The sequence below is a fragment of the Streptomyces sp. NPDC058335 genome (assembly GCF_042723915.1).
In the GTDB taxonomy this organism is placed as follows: Bacteria; Actinomycetota; Actinomycetes; order Streptomycetales; family Streptomycetaceae; genus Streptomyces.
On the sequence record NZ_JBHXHX010000001.1, the window covers coordinates 318,150 to 338,869 of the forward strand.

Genomic DNA, 20,720 nt, shown 5'->3' on the forward strand with positions numbered 1-20,720 from the left:
ATTGGGTTGAACTGCTACGTTCGTGTTTTAGATCATGGACCTACCCTCATGACTCGGCTCCCGGTCGGCGGTTTCTCAAGTCCGCGGAGCGGAGTCCCTCTGGTCCTGGCCTATGTGCCTGATGGCCCCCAGGAGAACGAGCCCACGGGCGAACCGGAGGAATGACACGGTGGAGATCGAGCTGCGGATCAACGGGTCCGCCCAGCGGCTGAACGTCGCGCCACAGGTGAGCCTGCTCGACGCATTGCGCGAGTACCTGGGCCTGACCGGCACCAAGAAGGGCTGCGACCAAGGTGCGTGCGGCGCCTGCACGGTCCTCGCCGACGGCCGGCGGATCAACGCGTGCCTCGCGCTGGCGGTGCAGTACCAGGGCCGTGAGATCACGACCATCGAAGGGGTTGACCATCCGCTCCAGGAGGCCTTCGTCCGCACGGACGGATTCCAGTGCGGCTACTGCACGCCGGGCCAGATCTGTTCGGCGATCGGGATGCTCGCCGAGCACAAGGAAGGCGCGCCCAGTGCGGCGACCGAGCATCTCGCCGACACCGGCGGGGAGCTGGACGATGCGGAGATCCGGGAGCGGATGAGCGGCAACCTGTGCCGCTGCGGCGCCTACAACGGCATCGTCTCGGCGATCAAGGAGGTCGCGAAGTGAAGTCGTTCTCCTACCTCAGCGCACCGGACGTGGGCACTGCGCTGCGCACGATCGCGGACAGCGATGACGTGAAGTTCCTCGCGGGCGGGACGAACCTCGTCGACCTCATGCGTGAGGGCATCGAACACCCGGCGGCGGTCGTGGACATCACTCGCCTGCCGCTGACCGGGATCGAGGAACTGCCCGACGGCACCATCCGAGTCGGCGCACTGGTGAGCAACAGCAGGCTCGCGGCGGACCCCCTCATCAGGACCCGCTATCCGGTGCTGGCGCAGGCGATCCTGCTGGGGGCGTCCGCCCAGCTGCGGAACATGGCGACCGTGGGCGGGAACCTGCTGCAGCGCACCCGTTGCATGTACTTCTACGGCGAGGCCTCCGCCTGCAACAAACGCGAACCCGGCAGTGGCTGTGACGCGATCGGCGGGTTCTCCCGCGGCAGCGCGGTCCTCGGGGCGAGCGAGCTCTGCATCGCGACGCATCCCTCGGACATGGCAGTGGCACTGGTGCTGCTCGACGCGGTCGTCGAGGTCGAGAGCGTGCGTGGCATCCGGCGTATCCCGGTCGCTGACTTCCACCGGCTGCCCGGCGACACACCCCACATGGAGACGGTGCTGGCCGCCGACGAGCTGATCACGGCCGTCGAGCTGCCGCCGGTACCGGTGGCAGCGCACTCGCGTTATCGCAAGGTCCGCGACCGAGCGTCGTACGCCTTCGCCCTGGTCTCGGTCGCCGCGGCGCTCGAGGTCGCCGCCGACGGCCGCATCGCCGAGGTCCGACTGGCACTCGGCGGCGTCGCGACCAAGCCGTGGCGGGCACACATCGCGGAAGAACTGCTGCTCGGCGCCGAAGCCACCGACGAGACCTTCGCCAGGGCCGCCGCCGCCGAACTCGCCCCCGCCGTGGCCCTGCCCGACAACGCCTTCAAGATCGACCTGGCCCAGCGGACGGTCGTGGCCGTGCTGCGGAAACTCAACGCCGAGCGGAGCGCATCGTGACCACACGCACCAGGACAGATGCCGAGTCCGGCGCGGATGCTTCCGTACCCGTCGGGGGCGCGGTGGGCCGGCCGGTGGACCGCCGGGACGGCCACGCGAAGGTGACCGGGGCGGTGCTGTTCTCCGCCGAGCACCACTACCCGGGCCTCACGTACGCGACGCTGGTCCATGCCACCGTCGCCCGTGGCACGATCACCGGCATCGACACGGCCGCCGCGGCCGCGGTGCCCGGCGTCGTGGCGGTCCTCACCCACCTCAACGCGCCGAGGATCAAACCACCTCGCAAACCCAACATCGTGCGTGACCTGGGACCCGACGTCTCGGGAACCGACGTCGACCACCTCAACACCGATCAGGTCTTCTGGGACGGCCAGCCGATCGCCGTCGTGGTCGCGGAGAGCTCGGCCGCGGCGAACGAGGCCGCCCCGCTCGTCAAGGTGACCTACGACCTGCTGCCCGCGCGGGTGGACTTCGCCACCGAGCAGCACAACGCCACCCCGGCGAAGGGCGACCTCACCTTCTCCGGCCAGTCGAAGAAGGGTGACGCCGAGGCGGCGCTGGCCGCTGCGGAGGTCTCGGTCGACCTGCGTTACACCACCCCCGGCCTGCAGCACAACGCGATCGAGCCGCACGCCACGGTCGCCGTCTGGGACGGTGACCACCTCACCGTGCACGACACCACCCAGGCCACCAACCAGACCCGCCGTTACCTTGCCTGGCGGTTCGGTGTGCCGGCGTCCCACGTCCGCGTCCGTGCCGAGTTCCTGGGAGGCGGCTTCGGCGGGAAGTTCGCCGTCTGGCCCGGCACGGTCATCGCGGCGATGGCGGCCAAGGCCGTCGGGCGGCCCGTACGCCTGGCGCTGAGCCGCACGGCCGTCAACCGCGCCACCGGCGGGCGTACCGCCTCGACCAACCGGATCGCGCTCGGTGCGACCCGTGACGGCCGGCTCACCTCGCTGATCCAGGACAGCGTCACCCGCATCGGCTCGGCCGGGGGCCTGCTCGAGGCGACCAGCTCTCCGGCCAGGCACCTCTACGGCGCCGAGAACATGCTGACCCGGCAGAACCTCGTCGCGATGGATCTGATGCCCAACACCTGGCTGCGCGCCCCCGGCGAGGCGATCGGCAGTTTCGTGCTGGAATCGGCGATGGACGAACTCGCCTACGAGCTGTCCATGGACCCGATCGCCCTGCGGCTGCGCAACGAGCCCGCAAAGGATCCGACGGGCGGCAAGAAGTTCTCCCAGCGGATGCAGCGTGAAGCCTTCGAGATCGGCGCCGAACGCTTCGGCTGGGCGGACCGTAACCCCGAACCCCGCTCCATGCGGGACGGCGAGTGGCTCGTCGGGATGGGCACGGCCACCGCCTACCACCCGGTCCTGCGCCTGGTCGCCGACGTCAAGGTACGGCTGAGCGACGACGGCAGCGCTCTCGTGCAGTGCGGCTTCCACGAGATGGGCATGGGCGCCGCGACCGTACAGGCACAGATCGCCGCCGACGCGCTCGGCATCGCGTACGAGAAGGTCCGGGTCGAGTACGGCGATTCGGCCCTGCCGTCCGGCCCGATGGCAGGCAACTCCAACCAGACGGCGACGGTCGCCACCAGCGTCCTCGCCGCGTGCGCCGAGCTGACCCGCAAGGTGAGTGCCCTGGCCCGGCGTACGGGCACGACCGGTCAGGAACCGGCGGCCGCCCTGCGCGCGGCACGTACCCCGTTCCTCGAGGCCTCGGTCGGGTCGGCCACACGGTTGGGTCTGCTGGGCAGTCAGGGCCGCTTCCTTTCCACCTTCCTGAAGGACCAGCGCTGGTCCAAGGCCGCCCGTGGAGCTCAGTTCTGCGAGGTGCGGGTGAACGCCGACACCGGCGAACTGCGGATCTCCCGCTGGCTCGGCATGTTCGACGTCGGCCGCATCATCAACCCCAAGACCGCGGCCAGCCAGCTCCGCGGGGCCGTGGTCATGGGTATCGGCATGGCGCTGTCGGAGCAGGCCCTGATCGATCCGCGCAACGGGCGCACCATGAGCGCCGGGCTCGACTCCTACTACGTGCCGGTGCACGCCGACATCCCCCCGATCGACGTCGACTGGCTGGACGAGCCGGACAAGACGATGCCCCTGGGAATCATCGGACTTGGCGAGGTCGGCATGACCGGCGTGGCGGCCGCGATCGCGAACGCCGTCTATCACGCGACCGGCAAGCGGATCCGGGACCTGCCGATCACGCTGGACAAACTGCTCTGAGACGACGGCCCGGTCTGCGCACTGCGACAAGAAAGAAACACCCATGCTGGACATCGCTGACGAGCTGAACCGGTGGCTCGAGGACGGGCGGGGCTTCGCCGTGGCCACCGTCGTGGCCGTCAGCGGCAGCGCGCCGCGCGGGCCGGGCGCCGCGCTTGCCGTCGACGCCGACGGCACGGCCGTCGGGTCGGTGTCCGGCGGCTGCGTGGAGGGCGCGGTCTACGACCTGTGCGCCCAGGCGCTCGCCGACGGCGAGGCGGTGCGCGAGCGGTTCGGCTACAGCGACGAGGACGCCTTCGCCGTGGGTCTGACCTGCGGCGGTGTCCTCGACATCCTGGTCACGCCGGTGCCTGCCGACGGACCGGACAGGAAGACATTCCAGACGGCGCTGTCGGCCGCCGTCCGGGGTGAGGCGGTGGCGCTCGCCCGCGTGGTCCGCGGCCCGGCAGAACTCCTCGGACGGGCACTGGCGGTTAGCCACGACGGATCGTACGAAGGTGAACTCGGCCGACATCCCGGCCTGGACCGAGCCGTCGCCGACGAAACCCGCTCCCTGCTGAACGCCGGTCACACGGGCACCTTCGACATCGCGCAGGACGGATCCCACTGCGAGCCCGACCTGACCCTGTTCGTCGAGTCGAGCGTGCCGCCGCCGCGCATGCTCGTCTTCGGCGCCATCGACTTCGCCGCGGCCTTGGTGCGCGTGGGCAAGTTCCTCGGCTACCACGTCACCGTGTGCGACGCCCGGCCCGTCTTCGCCACCCGGTCACGCTTTCCCGAGGCCGACGACATCGTGGTCGACTGGCCGCACCGCTACCTGCGCCGTATCCGGACCGACGACCGTACGGTGGTGTGCGTCCTCACCCACGACGCCAAGTTCGACGTGCCCCTCCTGGAGACGGCCCTGCGGCTGCCGGCCGCCTACATCGGTGCGATGGGCTCGCGCCGCACCCACGAGGACCGCGACCGCAGACTCCGTGAAATCGGTCTCACCGAAGCCGAGCTGGCCCGCCTGCACTCACCGATCGGCCTGGATCTCGGCGCCCGCACACCCGAGGAGACGGCGCTGTCCATCGCGGCCGAGATCGTCGCCGCCCGCCAGGGCGGAACGGGCCTGCCGCTGAGGGACTCGCCCATGCCGATCCACCACGACACCGAAGGGCGCAGGCCGGCGTCGATCAGCGCGAGTGACCGCATGACGACGCGATCGCGAGCCGGCCATCGGGCCGACCGGGACATCCAGAGCCCGGTCGGTGTCGGCGTGGCATGAGTGACTCGGGAGGGCCCTCGGTTTGGCGCGTGAAACCGATCGGTTTACAATGGTGGTGAAACCGGCTGGTTTCCCATAAGGGGCGGTGACGACCGTGATCCAGGGTTGCCGGGCGGTCACCGTGTTCCCCTGCTGCTGTACAGGCCGAGGGTTGAACCCCAAAGAGCTCCCGGCCTGCAATGGCGCCGTCCGGTCTCCTCCTGATGCGATCTGTGTTGTCCAGACCGGAGTAAGTCATGAATGGAATTCACCCCTTCCGCCTGCTGCGTGCCAGGCCCCTCTGGATAGCCAGCGGCGTCATCACGGGCGTACTTGCGCTGTTGTTCAGCATCTTCTACGTCGGCCCCAATATCGATCCAGCCGGCCATACGAAGAATCTGCCGGTCGGCCTGGTCAACTCCGACAAGGGGGCCGGTGTCGGCGGCAAGCAGGTCAATCTCGGGGCGCAGATCACCGGGTCGATCAAGACGTCCGCCGCGGGCGGGGACAAGATCGACTGGAAGGTGATGGATGAGAAGGAGGCGAAGGAGGAGCTCGGCAAGGGGAAGCTGTTCGGCGCGCTGGTCGTACCCGCTGACTTCACCTCCTCCGTCACCGCGCTGACCGGATCCTCGGCAACCGACCATCCGGTTCGCCCGCAGCTGACGGTGCTGACCAACCAGTCCGCCGGCAGCATAGGCTCCAGCATCGCCCGGCAGGCGACGACGACGGCGGCCGAGGGCGCCTCGCTCCAAGTGGGCAAGCAGCTGACCGCTCAGACCCAGGCCCAGCAGGCCAAGTTGCCGACCGCGGCCCGCGTCCTGCTGGCCGATCCGGCCGCGGTGACCGTCAAGGACGGGCATCCACTCGACTCGCACAGCGGCCTGGGCATGTCGGCGTTCTACTACGCGCTCGTCCTCGTGGTCTGCGGCATGCTCTCCGCCAACGTCATCAGCGGCCAGGTCGACCACGCGCTCGGCTACACCCACAACGACATGGGCCCGCTGCGCATCCACCGCCCGCTGACCCGGGCCACCCGCGTGCAGAGCCTCGCCATGAGCAGCACCCTCATGGTGGCCCTGTCTCTGCTGATGGGCACCCTCGTCATGGTGGGAGCGATCGGCATCATGGGGATGGACGCCTCCCACCTGCCGCTGCTGTGGCTGTACTCGGTGTCCGCCATCGCCGTCGCCGGGATCGGCGCCCTCACTCTGCTCGCCGTCTTCGGTACGCCCGGCATGCTCGTGGTCACGCTGGTCTTCATCGCGATGGCCGTGCCGACGGCCGGTGCCACCACCCCGATCGAGTCGCTGCCCGCTTTCTATCGCTTCCTCGCGGAGTTCGAGCCGCTGCGGCAGATCGTCGGCGGTGTCCGCTCGATCCTCTACTACGACGCCCAGGGCGACGCGGGCCTGACCCGGGGCTGGGTCATGATGGCCGTCGGCCTCGTGGCAGCCGCACTGTTCGGCTTCGGTACGACGAGCTGGTACGACCGCAAGGGGCTGCACCGCACCCCCGCCGCGGAGGCGAAGCACAAGGAGCCTGCCGACGCCGCGTAGCGGACCGTACTCACGCGTCACCTGAGACCGGGCCATTGTGCGGAGTGGCCCTCGGTGTGCGTCGCTCCGTGGGGACGGGAGGCGTGCACACCCCAAGGGCTCGGCGGCGGCACTCACGCAGCCGCCGCCGAGCCCTCAGCGGAAACCGATCGGCTTTCTTTTCGTCAGAATCGAGTTCTCTCACCATGGCAACCCAGGCGAAGGCGACTCCCCGCGAGCGACTGTTGGAGGCAGCCGCCACGCTCACCTACCAAGAAGGCGTCGGCATCGGTGTCGACGCGCTGTGCAAGGCCGCAGGGGTGTCGAAGCGTTCCATGTACCAGCTCTTCGAAAGCAAGGACGAACTCCTGACGGCGAGGCTGGAGGAACGCATCACTGCCTTCGCGGCGCGACTCCTGCCCGCGGCAGACGATGGTCGCCCGTCACGCGAACGGATCCTGCACGTGTTCGAGCAAGTGGAGTCCCGGGCGGGTGCGCCGGAATTCCGAGGCTGCCGCTACCTTGCCGTGCAGATCGAGCTCAAGGATAAGGGCCACCCCGCGAGCCAGGTGGTCCGCCGGGTCAAGGGGAATCTCACGGACTTCTTCCGTGCTGAGGCCGAACGGGGTGGGGCGAGCGATCCCGACCTGCTGGCCAGGCAGCTCAGCCTCACCTTCGACGGCGCCGTAGCCCGCGCGGGCAACAGGGCCGAGGACCTGGCTGGGCTCATCGGGCCCACCGTGGGCGTCCTGCTCGACAGTGCAGGCGTGCGTTGACGCACCTCGTACTTGATACCGGCCTCTTGACGGCGCTTCCGTCTTCCGTGCGCGCACCTGCACGGGATGGTTTCGTAGCTGGCGCAGCGGCCGGCCTGCAACATTGGCTGCGAGCCAGCTGTGCGCCGAGTGCGCCCGCTCCCGCAGGACCGTCGAACGCTCCGACTTGCCGACCGGACCAACTTCGGCTATCGCCGCTCCCACTCCCGCTTCCCACGGGGCCTGAAGCTGCACACCTGGTGTGCACGCCGACCCGGCTGCCCGTGACCTGGCCCCGGACGATCCCAAGGCCGACGAGCGGCCGTTCCGCCGAACTCGACGATTCCCTCGCCGCGCGCGGCATCGGCCCGTTTCGGCCAACGACACTCTGAGGGCCGGCTCGCCCTCGAACAGCGCGCGGACGTCCCCGTCGAAGGCGGCGGCGTCCGTGGAGCCTTCGACGGGGACACGTTGTCTGGCGCGGTTACTTCTTCGGCGGCACGGCCGGCATCCCCAGGAACGGCAACTTCAGGGCGCCGAAAGCGTCCGACGGGACTGCCGGGCGGCGGGGCTCCACGGGCGCCAGGCGCTGGTAGGCCGCTCCCTGCGCTGGACGAGGGTCCTGCTCGCCCTTGTTGGGCCAGACCGACATCGCGCGCTCGGCCTGGGCCGTGATCGTGAGGGACGGGTTGACGCCCAGGTTGGCGGAGATCGCCGCTCCGTCGACGACGGAGATGCCGGGGTGTCCGTACAGCCGGTGGTACGGGTCGATCACGCCGGTCTCACGGGTGTCGCCGATGGGGCAGCCGCCCAGGAAGTGCGCGGTGAGCGGCATGCCCATCAGCTCGCCCACGTTACTGCCCGCGAAGCCGTCGACCTCGGCAGCGATGACCGAGGCGGCCTCCGAAGCCGCCTTGATCTGCTTGGGGTTGGGCGCCCCATGGCCCTGACGAGCCAGCAACAAGCCCTTCCCCACGCCCTTCGGCTTCAGATAGGTCGTGAGGGAGTTGTCCAGCGACTGCATCACCAGACCGATGATCGTCCGCTCGGACCAACGGCGGTTGGAGAGCGAGCGAGCCATGAGCATCGGGTGCTTCGCCACGTTCACCAGCCAGCCCAGGAACCTCGACGGCCCCTCGGCGTACGGGACTTGCAGGACGAACCCGGCGCCCATCGCGTTGGATCCCTTGCCATAGCGGACGGGTTCTATGTGGGTGTTCTCGTCGGGGTGGATCGAGGATGTGATGGCCACACCGCGGGTGAAGTCGATGCGCTGCCTTCCGGCGACCTTGCGGTGTCGCCGGGCGTTCGCGTGCACACTCACCAGGGCTTCGGAGTTGGTGCGCGTCAGATCACCGAGTCGCTCGGATATGTGCGGGAGCTGGCCACCCGTTCTCATCCGGTGGAGCAACGTCTGCGTACCGTACGTACCGGCCGCGATGACGACGTTCCGCGCCCTGAAAGTGCGGCCCTCGCTCTTGCGTTTCCGGTCTGTCGGCTGGGTCTTGACCGTGTACCCGCCCGGCGAGTCGTCCGTGATCGAGACGACGGTCGTCATGGGGTGGACGACGGCGCCCGCCTGCTCGGCGAGATAGAGGTAGTTCTCGTTGAGGCTGTTCTTCCCGCCGCGGCGACAGCCCGTCATGCACTCACCGCACTCGACACAGGCCTTGCGAGCCGGGCCGACACCCCCGAAGTACGGGTCGCCCACCTCCTGTCCCGGCTTGGCCTTCGTCGTCCCGTCGGCGTCCTGGCCGTCGCCGAAGAAGACCCCCACAGGGGCCATGTGGAAGGTTTCGCCCACGCCCATCTGTTCGGCGACCGCCCGCAGGTGTACGTCGGCGGGGGTCGTCGTCGGGTTGAGCCGCACCCCGAGCATGCGCCGGGCCTGGTCGTAGTACGGTTTCAGCTCCCCTTCCCAGTCGGTGATGTCCTTCCACTGCGGGTCGTCGAAGAACGGCTTCGGCGGTTCGTACAGGGTGTTGGCGTAGTTGAGGGAACCACCCCCGACCCCGGCCCCCGCCAGCACCACCACGGTGCCCAGCGGATGGATGCGCTGGATGCCGTACAGTCCGAGCTTGGGTGCCCAGAGATAGTTCCTGACGTCCCAGGAGTTCTTGGGCAGCGCGTCAGCGGTGAACCTGCGGCCCGCTTCCAGCACGCCTACGCGGTAGCCCTTCTCGGTGAGCCGAAGGGCGGTGACGGATCCGCCGAAACCGGAACCGACGACGATCACGTCGTAGTCGTACGCGGAGTCGTCGCTGTGCTCGTTCGGCTTCGTGGAAGAGTTCTTCCGTGACACGTGCTCTCCTCGTTGAGAACGGGTGCGGTTCGGCGGATGACGGGCGTCTTCACCGGAGGGGCGCGGGGTGACACACCCGGGTCGGCGCGTCCCGGGCTCGAAGGGGCAGACGCTCAGTCAGCCAGTTCCCTGAGGCGTGTCACCTCGTCACGTCGTGACGGTCAGTCGAGGGTGGTCGTGGAGCCCGACGGCGACCAGTGGGGCGTGTCGATCGGCGAGTAGTACGTGTCCTTGCGATCCAGCCGCACCATACGGCGACTGGCGCGTTCCTGGATCACTTCGGCGTCGAGCGGCGTCTCGAACGCGTTGTCCACCAGGGTGTATTCGGCGGCGAGTCGTCCCACCGGAGCGATGGCACCGAAGTCGATCCGGCCGCCCACATAGAGGTCGTCGCGGACGTAGAAGCGCACCACGTTGCCCCAGACGGCGTTGTTGAGTCCGTCGGGCGACGAGAAGATGTGCTCGACGGTGCACTCGAACGCGATGGGCGCGCCCTTGATACGCGGCGGACGAACGGCTTCGGACGGCACCTTCTCCAGCCCGACCGCGTCGAACTCGTCGACATCGGGCTCGAACTCGAAGGCGCTGCGGTTCAGACCGTCGATCTGCGGCAGGGTGGCCATGTTGGTGACGAACTCGCCGGTGTCCCGGATGTTGACGAAGCTGTCCTTGAGCGTGGCCCCGTCCGAGCGCGGCTGGAACGACAGCGAGATCCGGGGCGGCTTGCGCCCGACGACCGTGAAGAAGGAGATGGGGGCCAGATTGCCCACGCCTTCGGTGGACAGGGTGCTCACCCAGGCGATGGGGCGAGGGATGACGCTGCCGATGAGCAGCTTGTAGGCGGACTTCGCGTCCAGGTCGGCGGAGTCGATGATCATGTGGTGTCCCTTGGTGAGTGTGGGGGGAGAGTTGCGGGTCAGCGGCCCTTGAAGGGCAAAGCGGGGCGGGGGCGTCCCTCCTTGAGGGCCTTGGCCGCGGAGTTCATGCCGTCCTTGACGTCCTCGGTCTCGAAGAGCGGGACGGCCAGGTCGAACAGCTGCTGGTCGGCGGCGGGGATGCCGCCCGTGGCCCAGGAGCGCAGCAGCGCCTTGTGCGCGACGTGTGCCCGGGTGGGGCCTTGGGCGATCTTGCGGGCGAAGGCCTCGGCTTCGGCGCGGAGTTCGTCGTCGGGGACGACGCGGTTGATGACGCCGGCCTCGGCCATGACCGTGGCGGGTACCTGTTCGGAGGTCAGTGCCCATTCGTAGGCGCGGGCCCGGCCGGCCCGTTCGGCGACACGGTGGATCCCGCCGAGGAGGGTGACGATGCCGAGCGACTGCTCGGGATGGCCGAAGCGGGCGCTCTCACCGGCGAGGATGATGTCGGCGCGCAGGGCGAGCTCGAAGCCGCCGCCGTAGCAGAGCCCCTGCACCGCGGCCACGACCGGGATCGGGAGCTGTTCGAACCGGTTGATCACGGCCAGGGCGTGGTCGAAGTCGGCCCGCAGGCTGGCGCGGTCGGCGCCGACCCAGGGGCGGAAGTCGCCGCCGTGACTGAAGTCGGGTCCCTCGGCCCGCAGGACGACGGCGCGGGCCGGGCTGCGGGTGATGGCGTCGACGATGTCGCTGAGTTCCTGGGTGAACTCGGGCGCGAAGCGGTTCTGCGGGGGGTTGTCGAGGACGATCGTGGCGACGTCGCCGTCGAGGGAGTGGGTGAGTACGGACATGGAACTTCCTTGGCTCGGGACGGTGCGGGCGGGCTCGCCGTCGGTCGGGTGAGGTGCTCGCGGAACCGGTCCGGGGCGGACTGTGCGGCGAGGGGGAACTGCGTGCTGTACGGGGCGAAGCGGCCACCGTCGATGAGCGTCAGCCGCTTGGATTTAGGGCTCGTACGTAGGCGGTCAGCGGAAGTGGGGGAGACCCGGGGTGCCCACCTGCCCGGGTCTCACCTGCGTCACCCGGGCGGCGGCGCGTGGTCGGCGATCGGCGCCGCCGAGGACGGGCGCGTGGCACCCCGGCGCAGCCGGTGCCCCACCCACGGCCCGATCCTGGCGGCGTCGGCGCGGGCCCGCCTCGGGCGGGAGCGCTGGTGGCCGGACGAGCTCATGAGCGACACCCTTCGTGTGGCTGCGTCACCAATCGATGAAAGAACCTTACGCCTTTAGCTTCTTTCACTTCAAGGGGGCGGAGGTGTCGTACCCTGAGCCAGTGGCCAAACGGTCACGGTCATGTCGGTAGACCCGAACGATCAGCGAAAGGGAGGCGGGGTCATGGTGTGGTCCGCGTCCACGCGGTACGAGGTCGAACCGGCGCCGGTCGGGCTGGCGCTCGTGCACGACCTGCTCAACACCATTTCTGCCGGTCGGCCCCGGGCGGCCGATCTCCTGGACGGCCTCTCCGACGCGCAGACCTGGGTCGATCAGGCGCTGGACTGCTGGGCGCAGGAGAGGGGGCAGGTCGCCGCACAGGTGCCTCTCATCGAGAGTGATCTCGAGGAACTGCGCGGCCTGCGTGCCGAGTTGCGGCGGCTTCTCGCCTCACGAAACGACGACGGCACGGACGCCGACGACCGGACCGTCGCGCCCGCCGTTCATGTCGCCGCGGCGGCCGTGCGGATGGACCGCAACGGACGGGCCGTCCTGGAGCCTCGCGGCCAGGGCTGGCGGTATGTGGCCGCCCTGGTGTTGCTCGAGGTGTTCCAGGCTCAGCAGGCGGACACCTGGCGCCGACTCAAGATCTGCCGCAATACGCGCTGCACAACGGCGTTCTTCGACCGCTCCCGCAACAACAGCGGTGTATGGCACTCCACCAAGACCTGCGGCAACCCCGAGAACCTGCGTGCCCATCGGGCCCGTCAACGTGTCCGTACCGCCGGGTTGTAGAAGTCGTCCGGGGCGGTCGCCTGGCGGGAGAACTCCAGCGGAATCAGCACAGCGAGTCCGCATCTTTTCAACAGTGAACATCGCTTTCACTTGAGTTGAAATAAGTGAAACCCGTACGGTTGCTGCACTCTGAGGGAGCCCAGACGCGCCCAAGGCCAACCCGCGTGACGTCGCCGTGGCCGCACTCGATGACCTCAGGGCTCACTACTCGGTCCGGTGCCTGCCGGCCCGCGACGCCGCGAAAGCGGCCTGGAGGTTGAACGCATGGCACCCCAGACACAGCACCCGCAGACGCATCCGTCCGGCAAGGACTCGACGACAGGTGGTTCCTCGGCTGGTGGCGGCATCCGTCGTCGGACGATTCAGGCAGGCGGACTGGAGGTTCCGATCCTGGAGGCCGGCAGCGGGCCGCTCGTCCTGTGCCTCCACGGTTTTCCCGACCATGCCGGCTCCTGGGCAGGGATGCTCGACCGCCTCGCAAGGGACGGCTACTGGGCGGTCGCTCCCGCACAGCGCGGATACTGGCCCGATGGCGCGGCGCCCGACGGCTCCTATCGCGCGTCAGCGACCGGGCAGGACGTCCTTAACCTGATCGAAGCGCTCGGGCGCGAGCGGGCGGATCTCGTCGGTCACGACCTCGGTGCTCGGGCGGCGTACGCGGCGGCGAGCCTCGACGCGGCACGTGTCCGCAAGCTGGTCGGCATGGCGGTTCCCTACGGGCCGCAAGTGCGAACCGCCTGGCTCACCAACGGCGACCAGCAGCGGCGCAGCTGGTACATGTTCTTCTTCCAGACGGCCCTGGCGGAGCCGGCCGTCGAGCTCGACGACTTCGCCTTCATCGACCGGCTTTGGCAGGAGTGGTCGCCCGGCTACGAGCTGCGGGATGCGGAGCGCGCCGCGCTCAAGGAAACCCTCCGCGCTCCAGGAGTCCTGACCGAGACCCTGGGCTACTACCGCCAGCTGTTCTCACCTCCCGCCGATGAGGCGACGCGAGCCCTGGAAGCCCGGGCGAGCGGTGCCATCACCGTCCCGTCGCTGTACCTCCACGGGGCCGACGACAACTGCTTTTCCGTGGAGATGAGCGACGGCATGGGCGCCGTGTTCAAGAACGGCTTCGAACGCGTCGTCGTCCCCCGTGCCGGACACTTTCTCCACCTTGAGCAGCCCAAGCCGGTCGCCGATCACATCCTGAGCTTTCTGAACAACTGACCCATCAGTCTTGTCCTCGCTCCGCGTGGGTGAGCGCTCCGCTGGACAGAGGCATAGGACGTGGTCGGCAACGACCCCGACTCGGATGGTCGCCGAAGGTCTTCGGGTACGCCCGGCTGATGGACCGCGCCCACCAGTACAGCCGACTTCGTACAGGCCGCTGACCTGGCGGGCGTGCGCGTCATTCGTTCGAGGCGTCCGCCGACCGGCCCTCTCGTGGCGCTCCTCCTTAAGGGGCTGCCGTCGGACCCGGGGGTTTTGAACGCGTTGTGGGAACGCTCGAAACCGGGCGGACAGCCACTTCTCGCTCGCCACCGTGCCCCTGGTGTCCGAAGGCGCGCAGAAGGAAGGGCAGCATGCGGTCGGCGGTCTCTTCCGCGGTGGCGGCATCGACCTGGCTCGGCGGCAGAGGAGTGAGGAAGAACTTGCTCATCATGGGACCGATCAGCAGGTCGCCGAGCAGATCGGCGTGCTCCACCGGCGGGATCTCACCCCGGTCCACCGCACGTTGTGTTATCTCCTCCATGCGCTCGCGCACGGGCACCATGAAGGCATTCGTGAGGGCCTCGGCCAGGGAGGGGCTGTACGCGGCCTCGCCGATCAGAGTGCGCAGCACCCCTCCCTCGTTGCCGGTCAGAGAAGCCGCTTTGTCCCGGAGCAGGGCGCGCAGGTCACCTTCGAGAGTGCCGGTGTCCGGCTGCGCCGTCAGTTCCTTGGCGTACGCAGCGGCGGCGTCGACGACCATGACCTCCTTGGACGGCCAGCGCCGGTAGAGGGTGGCGGTGGACACTCCGGCGCGGGCCGCGACGGCGGCGGTGGTGAGTGCGCCGTAACCGCTCTCGGTCAGAACGGCCAGGGTCGCGTCCAGCAGCGCACGGTCGCGGGAGGCATCGCGGGGGCGCCCCCGGCGTGCCTGTGTCCCGGTCATCGGGCGGCTCCCGAAGAGATCCGGCGGGGCTCGTGGGCGGCGGAGCGGACTGGATGGTCAGGCTGCCGTACGAAACGTTGAGTAAGGGTGCGGTAGGTCACACGGCAAGTATACAAGAAACGAAACGAAAGACTTTCGTTTCGTATATGCTTCTGGGTATGAACACCAACGCACCCACCGGCGGTCAGCCGGACATCGCCGCCACGGCGGCCCCTGCGGCGGAGACCGTCGCGCGACTGCGGGCCACGTTCAACACCGGCCGCACCAAGCCCGTCGCCTGGCGCAAGCAGCAACTGCAGGCGTTGAAGCGTCTGCTCACGGAGCATGAGGACGTGTTCGCTGCGGCGCTGCACACCGACCTCGGTAAGAGCGCGACCGAGTCGCACATGATGGAGGTCGGCTTCCTCGTCAGGGAGATCGACCACACCCTGCGTCATCTCGACCGGTGGCTGCGTCCGAAGAGGGCCTCCGTGCCCCTGTCGCTCATGCCGTCCCGGGCCTGGACCGTGCGGGAGCCGCTGGGCGTCGTGCTGGTCATCGCCCCCTGGAACTACCCGGTCAATCTGGCGCTCGCGCCGGTCATCGGTGCACTGGCCGCCGGCAACGCCGTCGTCCTCAAGCCCAGCGAGGTCGCCCCCGCGACCTCGGCCGTGCTCGCCCACTGGCTGCCCCGGGTCCTGGACCCGCAGGCTGTGGCCGTCATCGAGGGAGGCGTGCCGGAGACGACCGACCTGCTGGCGCAGCGCTTCGACCACATCTTCTACACCGGCAACGGCGCGGTCGGACGCATCGTCATGACCGCCGCGGCCCGTCATCTCACCCCGGTCACCCTGGAGCTGGGCGGCAAGAGCCCCGCCGTCGTCGAACCCGGCGCCGACCTCGCGACGGCCGCCCGCCGCATCGCCCTGGGCAAGTTCATGAACGCGGGCCAGACCTGCGTGGCACCCGACTACGTGCTCGCGATAGGCGAGGCGGGCGACGAGATCGAGGCACACCTGGCCGAGGCGCTCCGTGAGATGTACGGCACCGAACCGGCCCGCAGCAACGACTACGGCCGCATCATCAACGAGCGCCACTTCGACCGGCTGGCCGGCCTGCTGAACGACGGCCGGACCGTCGTGGGCGGCGACCACGACCGCGACGCCCGCTACATCGCCCCGACCGTGCTGGCCGACGTCGACCCCGACTCCCCGGTAATGCGCGACGAGATCTTCGGTCCCATCCTGCCCATCGTCCGGGTCCCCGACCTCGACGCGGCGATCGCCTTCATCACCGGGCGGGACAAGCCGCTGGCCCTGTACGCCTTCACCGCCTCCAAGCGCTCCAAGCGGCGCCTGACCGCGGAGACGTCCTCCGGCGGCCTGGTCTTCGGCCTCTCGAACCTCCAACTCGGCGCTACCGACCTGCCCTTCGGTGGCGTCGGTGAGAGCGGAATGGGCCGCTACCACGGCTCGTACTCCCTGGACACCTTCAGTCACATCAAGTCCGTCCTCGACAAGCCGCTCAAGCCGGACACGCTGGGCGTGGCCACTCCGCCCTACACCCGCGGCAAGGACCGCATCCTCCGACGCATCACGTGAGCCGGGTGATCACCGCCCCGCAGTCAGGGATACGACCTCAAGCGTCACGACCACCGCCGAGCCGGGCCTCCGGGCCCGTCTCGGGACCAGATGACGGTTTCCGACCGTCACAAGAAGTGAAAGGAGCAGGGGAAGAGGTACCCGCTGGGCACCGCGTCCCCGACCGCCATGAGCAAGATCGACTACCGCACCCAGACCACATTGATCACCGGAGCGAGTGCAGGACTCGGCGCGGAGTTCGCCCGCGGGTTCGCCGAGCGCGGCTCGAACCTGGTGCTGGTCGCCCGCCGCGCGGACCGGCTGGAGGCCCTGGCCGACGAGCTGTCCGCGAAGCACCACGTCACCGTCACGGTGGTGCCCTTCGACCTCACCGTGCCGGCCGCCGGTGAAGCGCTGGCCAAGGAGGTGGCCCGGCGCGGGATCACCGTCACCAGCCTCGTGAACAACGCCGGCTTCGGCACCCATGCCCCGTTCCGCCAGGATGATCCGGAGCGCATCCAGCAGGAGATCGGCCTGAACGTGGCCAGTCTGGTCGACGTCACCAGGGCGTTCATCGACCAGCTGACCGGTGTCCTGGTCAACGTCGCCAGCACACTCGGGTACCAGCCGTGGCCGAACGCCGCCGTCTACGGGGCGACCAAGGCCTTCGTGCTGAGTTTCACCGAGGCACTGTGGCAGGAGTCGCGAGGGACCGGCCTGCGCGTGCTCGCCATCTCCCCGGGCCCGACCCGCACCGAGTTCTTCGACGTGCTCGGCTCCGATGACATGGCCCGAGGTGTTCCGAAGCAGACCCCCCGCCAGGTGGTCACCACCGCACTGCGCGCGCTGGACCGGCGCAACCCGCCGCCCAGCGTCGTCTCCGGCACGTTCAACTGGGGGGGCACCCTCGTCTCCCGCTTCACCACCCGCCGAGGCACCGTGCTGGCCTTCGGCGCGATGACCCAGTGGCAGATGCGCCCGAGTCGGCCTGGCCACTGACACTCTCCGGACCACCGTCAAAACGCAGTGACGCCGTCCCTCGGACGACGACCTCCGGGCGGCGCCGGACATCATCAATCGCCCTTCCCGGCACGCCGTGCTGGTGGCCGTGGAAGACCCCGGCTTCTGCTTCGGCGGCGAGACCCCGACCTGACCGCAGGCGACGCCGACCGCTCTTCACACCAGCACCACCCCGCGCGGAGTTCGGTGCCCAACCCCTTACACGTGGCTCGCCGTGCCCGTCACCGAGCCGATCCCGCACGGGAATCACGCACAGAAAGGAATCACCATGAAGGTGAAGGCCGCCATCGCGACCGCCAAGGAACAGCCGCTCGTCATCGAGAACGTGGAGATCGACGAGCCCCGCCCCGACGAGGTGCAGGTGCGCCTGGTCGCCACCGGTGTCTGTCACACCGACGCGATCGTGCGCGACCAGTGGTACCCCACGCCGCTTCCGGCGGTACTCGGCCACGAGGGCGCGGGCATCGTGGAGAAGGTCGGCTCCGCGGTCACCGGCATCACGCCCGGCGACCGCGTCGTGCTCAGCTTCGCCAGCTGCGGTGCGTGCGCCGGCTGCGACTCCGGCCACCCCGCCTACTGCACCGACTTCGCGATGCGTAACTTCGGTGGCGCTCGCCGAGACGGCAGCACTGCGTTCCGTGCTGAAGACGGCTCCGCCGTCTCCTCCCACTTCTTCGGACAGTCCTCCTTCGCCGGCGTGACGAACGTCGCCGAGCGGAGCGTCGTGAAGGTGTCCGAAGCCGCCCCGCTCGAAATCCTCGGCCCACTGGGCTGCGGCGTTCAGACCGGCGCGGGCGCCGTGCTCAACGTCCTGGCGCCGAAGCCCGGCTCGAGCTTCGTGCTCTTCGGTACGGGCGCGGTCGGCCTCTCCGGCCTGCTTGCGGCAGTGGCCGCGGGCGCCACGACCGTGATCGCCGTCGACATCGTCGACAGCCGCCTCGAGTTCGGCAAGAGCATCGGCGCCACTCACACGATCAACAGCAGGAACGAGGACCCGGTCGCCCGCATCAAGGAGATCACCGGAGGCGGCGCGGACTATGCGCTGGACGCAACCGGCAACAAGGCCGTCTTCCGCCAGATGATCGACTCGATGGGCCTGCTCGGCCACGCCGCCATCGTGGGCCTGGCGAAGCCCGGCACTGAGTCGCCCGTCGACATCGGCAGCTCGATGCTCACCGGCGCCAGTGTGACCTTCGTCCTCGAGGGCGATGCCGTGCCTCAAGTACTGATTCCGCAGCTGATCGCTCTCTACGAGGCCGGCAGGTTCCCGTTCGACAAGCTCATCAAGCACTACGCGTTCGAGGACATCAACCAGGCCTTCGAGGACAGCGAGGACGGGGTCACGCTCAAGCCGGTGGTCACTTTTTGACGGTGCGCCCCACCGCGTCCCGACCTTGCCATGAGGAAACCGAGCGGTTTAATGTGGTCGCGCGCGGATTGTTGAACGATCCTCCTGTCGCCCATGTGTCGCGTACAGCGCCTGGACCGTGAAGGGACCGATGTGAGCAGGAACGAGATGAGCGTGCCGCCCTCCGTCCAGGAGGCGGTTCACGCCTGTGCGGTCCGGGCGACGCAGGGCTCGGAGGCCTTGGCGCGGGCGTCGGACGTGGAGATTGACACCGCGCTGCGGGCCATGGCGGAGCGGCTGCACACAGCCCGCGACGTGCTGACAGCGGCGAATCAGGACGACCTGCGATCGGCTGCCTCGAGCGGCATGTCGGCGGCCCTGCAGGATCGCCTGCGGCTGACCGGCCCACGGCTGGAGGACATGGCCGCGGCGCTGCGCACGCTGGCGGACGTGCCGCACGAGCCGCGGGACACCGTCCTCGAAGAGCGTCCCGACGGCCTGGTCCTGCTGGAGCGACGCCGCCCGGTGGGGGTCATCGGCGCGAACTTCGAGGCGCGTCCGAACGTGACACTCGACGTCGCCTCCCAGTTCCTCAAGTCCCGCAACGGCGGCGTACTGCGCACCGGTTCGGCAGCCCTGCGCTCCTCCCAGGCCCTGGTCACTCACGTGATCACGCCCGCTCTCACCGACGCGGGCCTGAACCCGGACGCCATCCAGCTGGTGCCGAGCGAGGACCGGGCTGCGGCATACGCGCTGGTGTCGCTGCCCGAGACCCTCCCCCTGGTCATCCTCCGCGGCAGCGGCGACAGCACCCGGGAACTCGGCCGAGAGGCCGCCCGCCACGGTGTGCGCACGCTGGCCCACGCGGACGGCGGCGCAGTGCTGTATGTGGCTCCGGACGCCGACGAGAAGCTGGTGCACGAGCTGGTCACCAGCAGCCTGGACCGGCTGGGCGTCTGCAACCGGCTCAATCTGCTCCTCATCGACCGGGCTGTCCACGACAAGCTGCTGCCGGTCATCCTGAAGACCCTCGAAGGCCTGGGCATTGCGGCATCGCTGCCGCCGCACACCCACGCGCGCGGTTACGAGTGGTCCCTGGACTCCGCGCACGCGGCAACGGTGACGATCGACGAGGCGGACGGCCCGGTCCAAGCCGCACGGATCGCCAACGAGGAGACCTCCGGGCTGGCCGCCGCCATCGCCACCCACGACCCGGACACCGCGGCCCGGTTCATGGATGCCTACGGTGGCTCAGGCGTCTTCTGGAACTCCACCACACGCCTCCTCGACGGCTTCAGGCTCCTGCGCCTGCCGGAAACCGGCATCAACATCGACCGCGTCCCTGGCCCCCGCGGCCCCGTCACCTACCGCGACCTGTATCTGCGCCAGTACGTCGTGCGGCCCGCGGCGTCCCTGCACAGTTGAGCCGATGCCGCATCGAGGCGCGCTCACTGGCCTCGTCTGCTTCACGTCGCGGGCGCTGGCTGTTCTGTCCCGCGAGACTCCGGACGCCGCACCGGCACCCTGCACCGCCCCCAGCGCTACAGCCGCCGCCTGCGACGGGTCTTCTGCATGTCCGCGCCGGCACGCACACGGCGGCCGGTGAACGGGTCGGTACGGCACTCGACGAGGGCCATCTCATCGAGCCAGTGCCGCCGTACCCGGTCCCGGGAGCCGGGCCGGATCTCCGGCGCTGGCCGAACTGGCATGGGTAGCAGCATGGTTGAGAGGAAGTCGTGCCAGATTCCTGCCGGTCGACGGCGGGTACCGCAGTCCAGACTGCGGCACTTGCCTGTGCGCAGGAGGAGGAACACGCTTCCTGCGCGGATGCCGCAACGGCCGGGGCTGGCGGCGTCGGGACTGGGTCCGAGCAGCGTCCTCACTCGTCCCGTCCCGCCTGACTCTTCGACGTATCGCGTCGGATGTCCCATCTCCCCGTCGGGCGGTGCCCGAGAGGATGGCCGCGTGCCAGGTGGCGCGTGAACGTGGCTGCCGCGTTCCGGAAGCGCTCCGGGAGGAGAGAGGTGGCGGTCACCCGCCTGGAGAGGCGGTTCCAGCAGCA

The 20,720-nt window shown here is 69.2% G+C and carries 18 protein-coding genes; 12 read left to right on the forward strand and 6 right to left on the reverse strand.

Features of this window, described 5'->3' with window-relative positions:
- Positions 1-169: 169 nt before the first annotated feature.
- The 6 genes from ACFWJX_RS01430 (at position 170) to ACFWJX_RS01455 (ending at position 7,453) form a co-directional block, all read left to right on the forward strand.
- Positions 170-655 carry a (2Fe-2S)-binding protein gene (locus tag ACFWJX_RS01430; RefSeq protein ID WP_383235076.1) on the forward strand — a complete coding sequence of 162 codons (486 nt, stop codon included), beginning with the start codon at positions 170-172 and terminating at the stop codon, positions 653-655.
- Positions 652-1,650, forward strand: a complete 999-nt coding sequence (locus tag ACFWJX_RS01435) for an FAD binding domain-containing protein (RefSeq protein WP_383235079.1) — start codon at positions 652-654, stop codon at positions 1,648-1,650. The genes ACFWJX_RS01430 and ACFWJX_RS01435 overlap by 4 nt, the downstream gene beginning before the upstream one ends.
- Positions 1,647-3,890 (forward strand): xanthine dehydrogenase family protein molybdopterin-binding subunit, encoded by a 2,244-nt coding sequence (locus ACFWJX_RS01440; protein ID WP_383235082.1) that lies wholly within the window; start codon positions 1,647-1,649, stop codon positions 3,888-3,890. Before ACFWJX_RS01435 ends, ACFWJX_RS01440 begins: the two co-directional genes overlap by 4 nt.
- Positions 3,891-3,933: 43 nt before the next feature.
- A complete protein-coding gene (locus ACFWJX_RS01445; protein WP_383235084.1) occupies positions 3,934-5,160 on the forward strand; it encodes an XdhC family protein in 1,227 nt (408 codons plus the stop codon).
- 236 nt (positions 5,161-5,396) lie between these two features.
- Positions 5,397-6,698, forward strand: coding sequence for a DUF3533 domain-containing protein (locus ACFWJX_RS01450; RefSeq protein ID WP_383235087.1), 1,302 nt, complete (start codon positions 5,397-5,399; stop codon positions 6,696-6,698).
- 185 nt (positions 6,699-6,883) lie between these two features.
- Positions 6,884-7,453, forward strand: a complete 570-nt coding sequence (locus tag ACFWJX_RS01455; protein ID WP_383235090.1) for a TetR/AcrR family transcriptional regulator — start codon at positions 6,884-6,886, stop codon at positions 7,451-7,453.
- Between the two features lie 463 nt (positions 7,454-7,916).
- Here the strand turns inward: ACFWJX_RS01455 and ACFWJX_RS01460 are convergent, their stop codons facing one another.
- From ACFWJX_RS01460 to ACFWJX_RS01475, 4 genes are all read right to left on the reverse strand, one after another.
- The gene (locus tag ACFWJX_RS01460) at positions 7,917-9,734 is read right to left on the reverse strand and encodes a GMC oxidoreductase (RefSeq protein WP_383235092.1); all 1,818 of its coding nucleotides are present in this window, start codon (positions 9,732-9,734) and stop codon (positions 7,917-7,919) included.
- Positions 9,735-9,895: 161 nt separating this feature from the next.
- Complete coding sequence (locus tag ACFWJX_RS01465; RefSeq protein ID WP_381042967.1) at positions 9,896-10,612, reverse strand: flavin reductase family protein; 717 nt, start codon at positions 10,610-10,612, stop codon at positions 9,896-9,898.
- A gap of 38 nt (positions 10,613-10,650) precedes the next feature.
- Positions 10,651-11,439 carry an enoyl-CoA hydratase/isomerase family protein gene (locus tag ACFWJX_RS01470; protein ID WP_383235095.1) on the reverse strand — a complete coding sequence of 263 codons (789 nt, stop codon included), beginning with the start codon at positions 11,437-11,439 and terminating at the stop codon, positions 10,651-10,653.
- Positions 11,440-11,666: 227 nt separating this feature from the next.
- Complete coding sequence (locus ACFWJX_RS01475) at positions 11,667-11,819, reverse strand: hypothetical protein (protein ID WP_383235097.1); 153 nt, start codon at positions 11,817-11,819, stop codon at positions 11,667-11,669.
- A 163-nt stretch (positions 11,820-11,982) separates the two neighbouring features.
- On the opposite strand from ACFWJX_RS01475, the gene ACFWJX_RS01480 reads away from it, so the two are divergent.
- On the forward strand, positions 11,983-12,594 hold the full coding sequence (locus ACFWJX_RS01480; RefSeq protein ID WP_383235100.1) for a CGNR zinc finger domain-containing protein: 612 nt from the start codon (positions 11,983-11,985) through the stop codon (positions 12,592-12,594).
- 264 nt (positions 12,595-12,858) lie between these two features.
- Complete coding sequence (locus tag ACFWJX_RS01485; protein ID WP_383235103.1) at positions 12,859-13,803, forward strand: alpha/beta fold hydrolase; 945 nt, start codon at positions 12,859-12,861, stop codon at positions 13,801-13,803.
- Between the two features lie 229 nt (positions 13,804-14,032).
- On the opposite strand, the gene ACFWJX_RS01490 is transcribed toward ACFWJX_RS01485, so the two are convergent.
- Complete coding sequence (locus ACFWJX_RS01490; RefSeq protein WP_381042959.1) at positions 14,033-14,731, reverse strand: TetR/AcrR family transcriptional regulator; 699 nt, start codon at positions 14,729-14,731, stop codon at positions 14,033-14,035.
- Positions 14,732-14,889: 158 nt separating this feature from the next.
- On the opposite strand from ACFWJX_RS01490, the gene ACFWJX_RS01495 reads away from it, so the two are divergent.
- The 4 genes from ACFWJX_RS01495 to ACFWJX_RS01510 all read left to right on the forward strand — a co-directional run bounded on the left by ACFWJX_RS01495 (position 14,890) and on the right by ACFWJX_RS01510 (position 20,083).
- Positions 14,890-16,311 (forward strand): aldehyde dehydrogenase family protein, encoded by a 1,422-nt coding sequence (locus ACFWJX_RS01495; protein WP_383235106.1) that lies wholly within the window; start codon positions 14,890-14,892, stop codon positions 16,309-16,311.
- Positions 16,312-16,479: 168 nt separating this feature from the next.
- Entirely contained in the window at positions 16,480-17,289 is an 810-nt protein-coding gene (locus ACFWJX_RS01500; protein ID WP_383235109.1) for an SDR family NAD(P)-dependent oxidoreductase, read from the forward strand.
- 289 nt (positions 17,290-17,578) lie between these two features.
- Entirely contained in the window at positions 17,579-18,679 is a 1,101-nt protein-coding gene (locus ACFWJX_RS01505) for an NAD(P)-dependent alcohol dehydrogenase (RefSeq protein WP_383235112.1), read from the forward strand.
- Positions 18,680-18,811: 132 nt separating this feature from the next.
- Positions 18,812-20,083, forward strand: coding sequence for an aldehyde dehydrogenase family protein (locus ACFWJX_RS01510; RefSeq protein ID WP_383235114.1), 1,272 nt, complete (start codon positions 18,812-18,814; stop codon positions 20,081-20,083).
- Between the two features lie 116 nt (positions 20,084-20,199).
- On the opposite strand, the gene ACFWJX_RS01515 is transcribed toward ACFWJX_RS01510, so the two are convergent.
- On the reverse strand, positions 20,200-20,367 hold the full coding sequence (locus ACFWJX_RS01515) for a hypothetical protein (protein WP_383235117.1): 168 nt from the start codon (positions 20,365-20,367) through the stop codon (positions 20,200-20,202).
- Between the last annotated feature and the right edge of the window lie 353 nt (positions 20,368-20,720).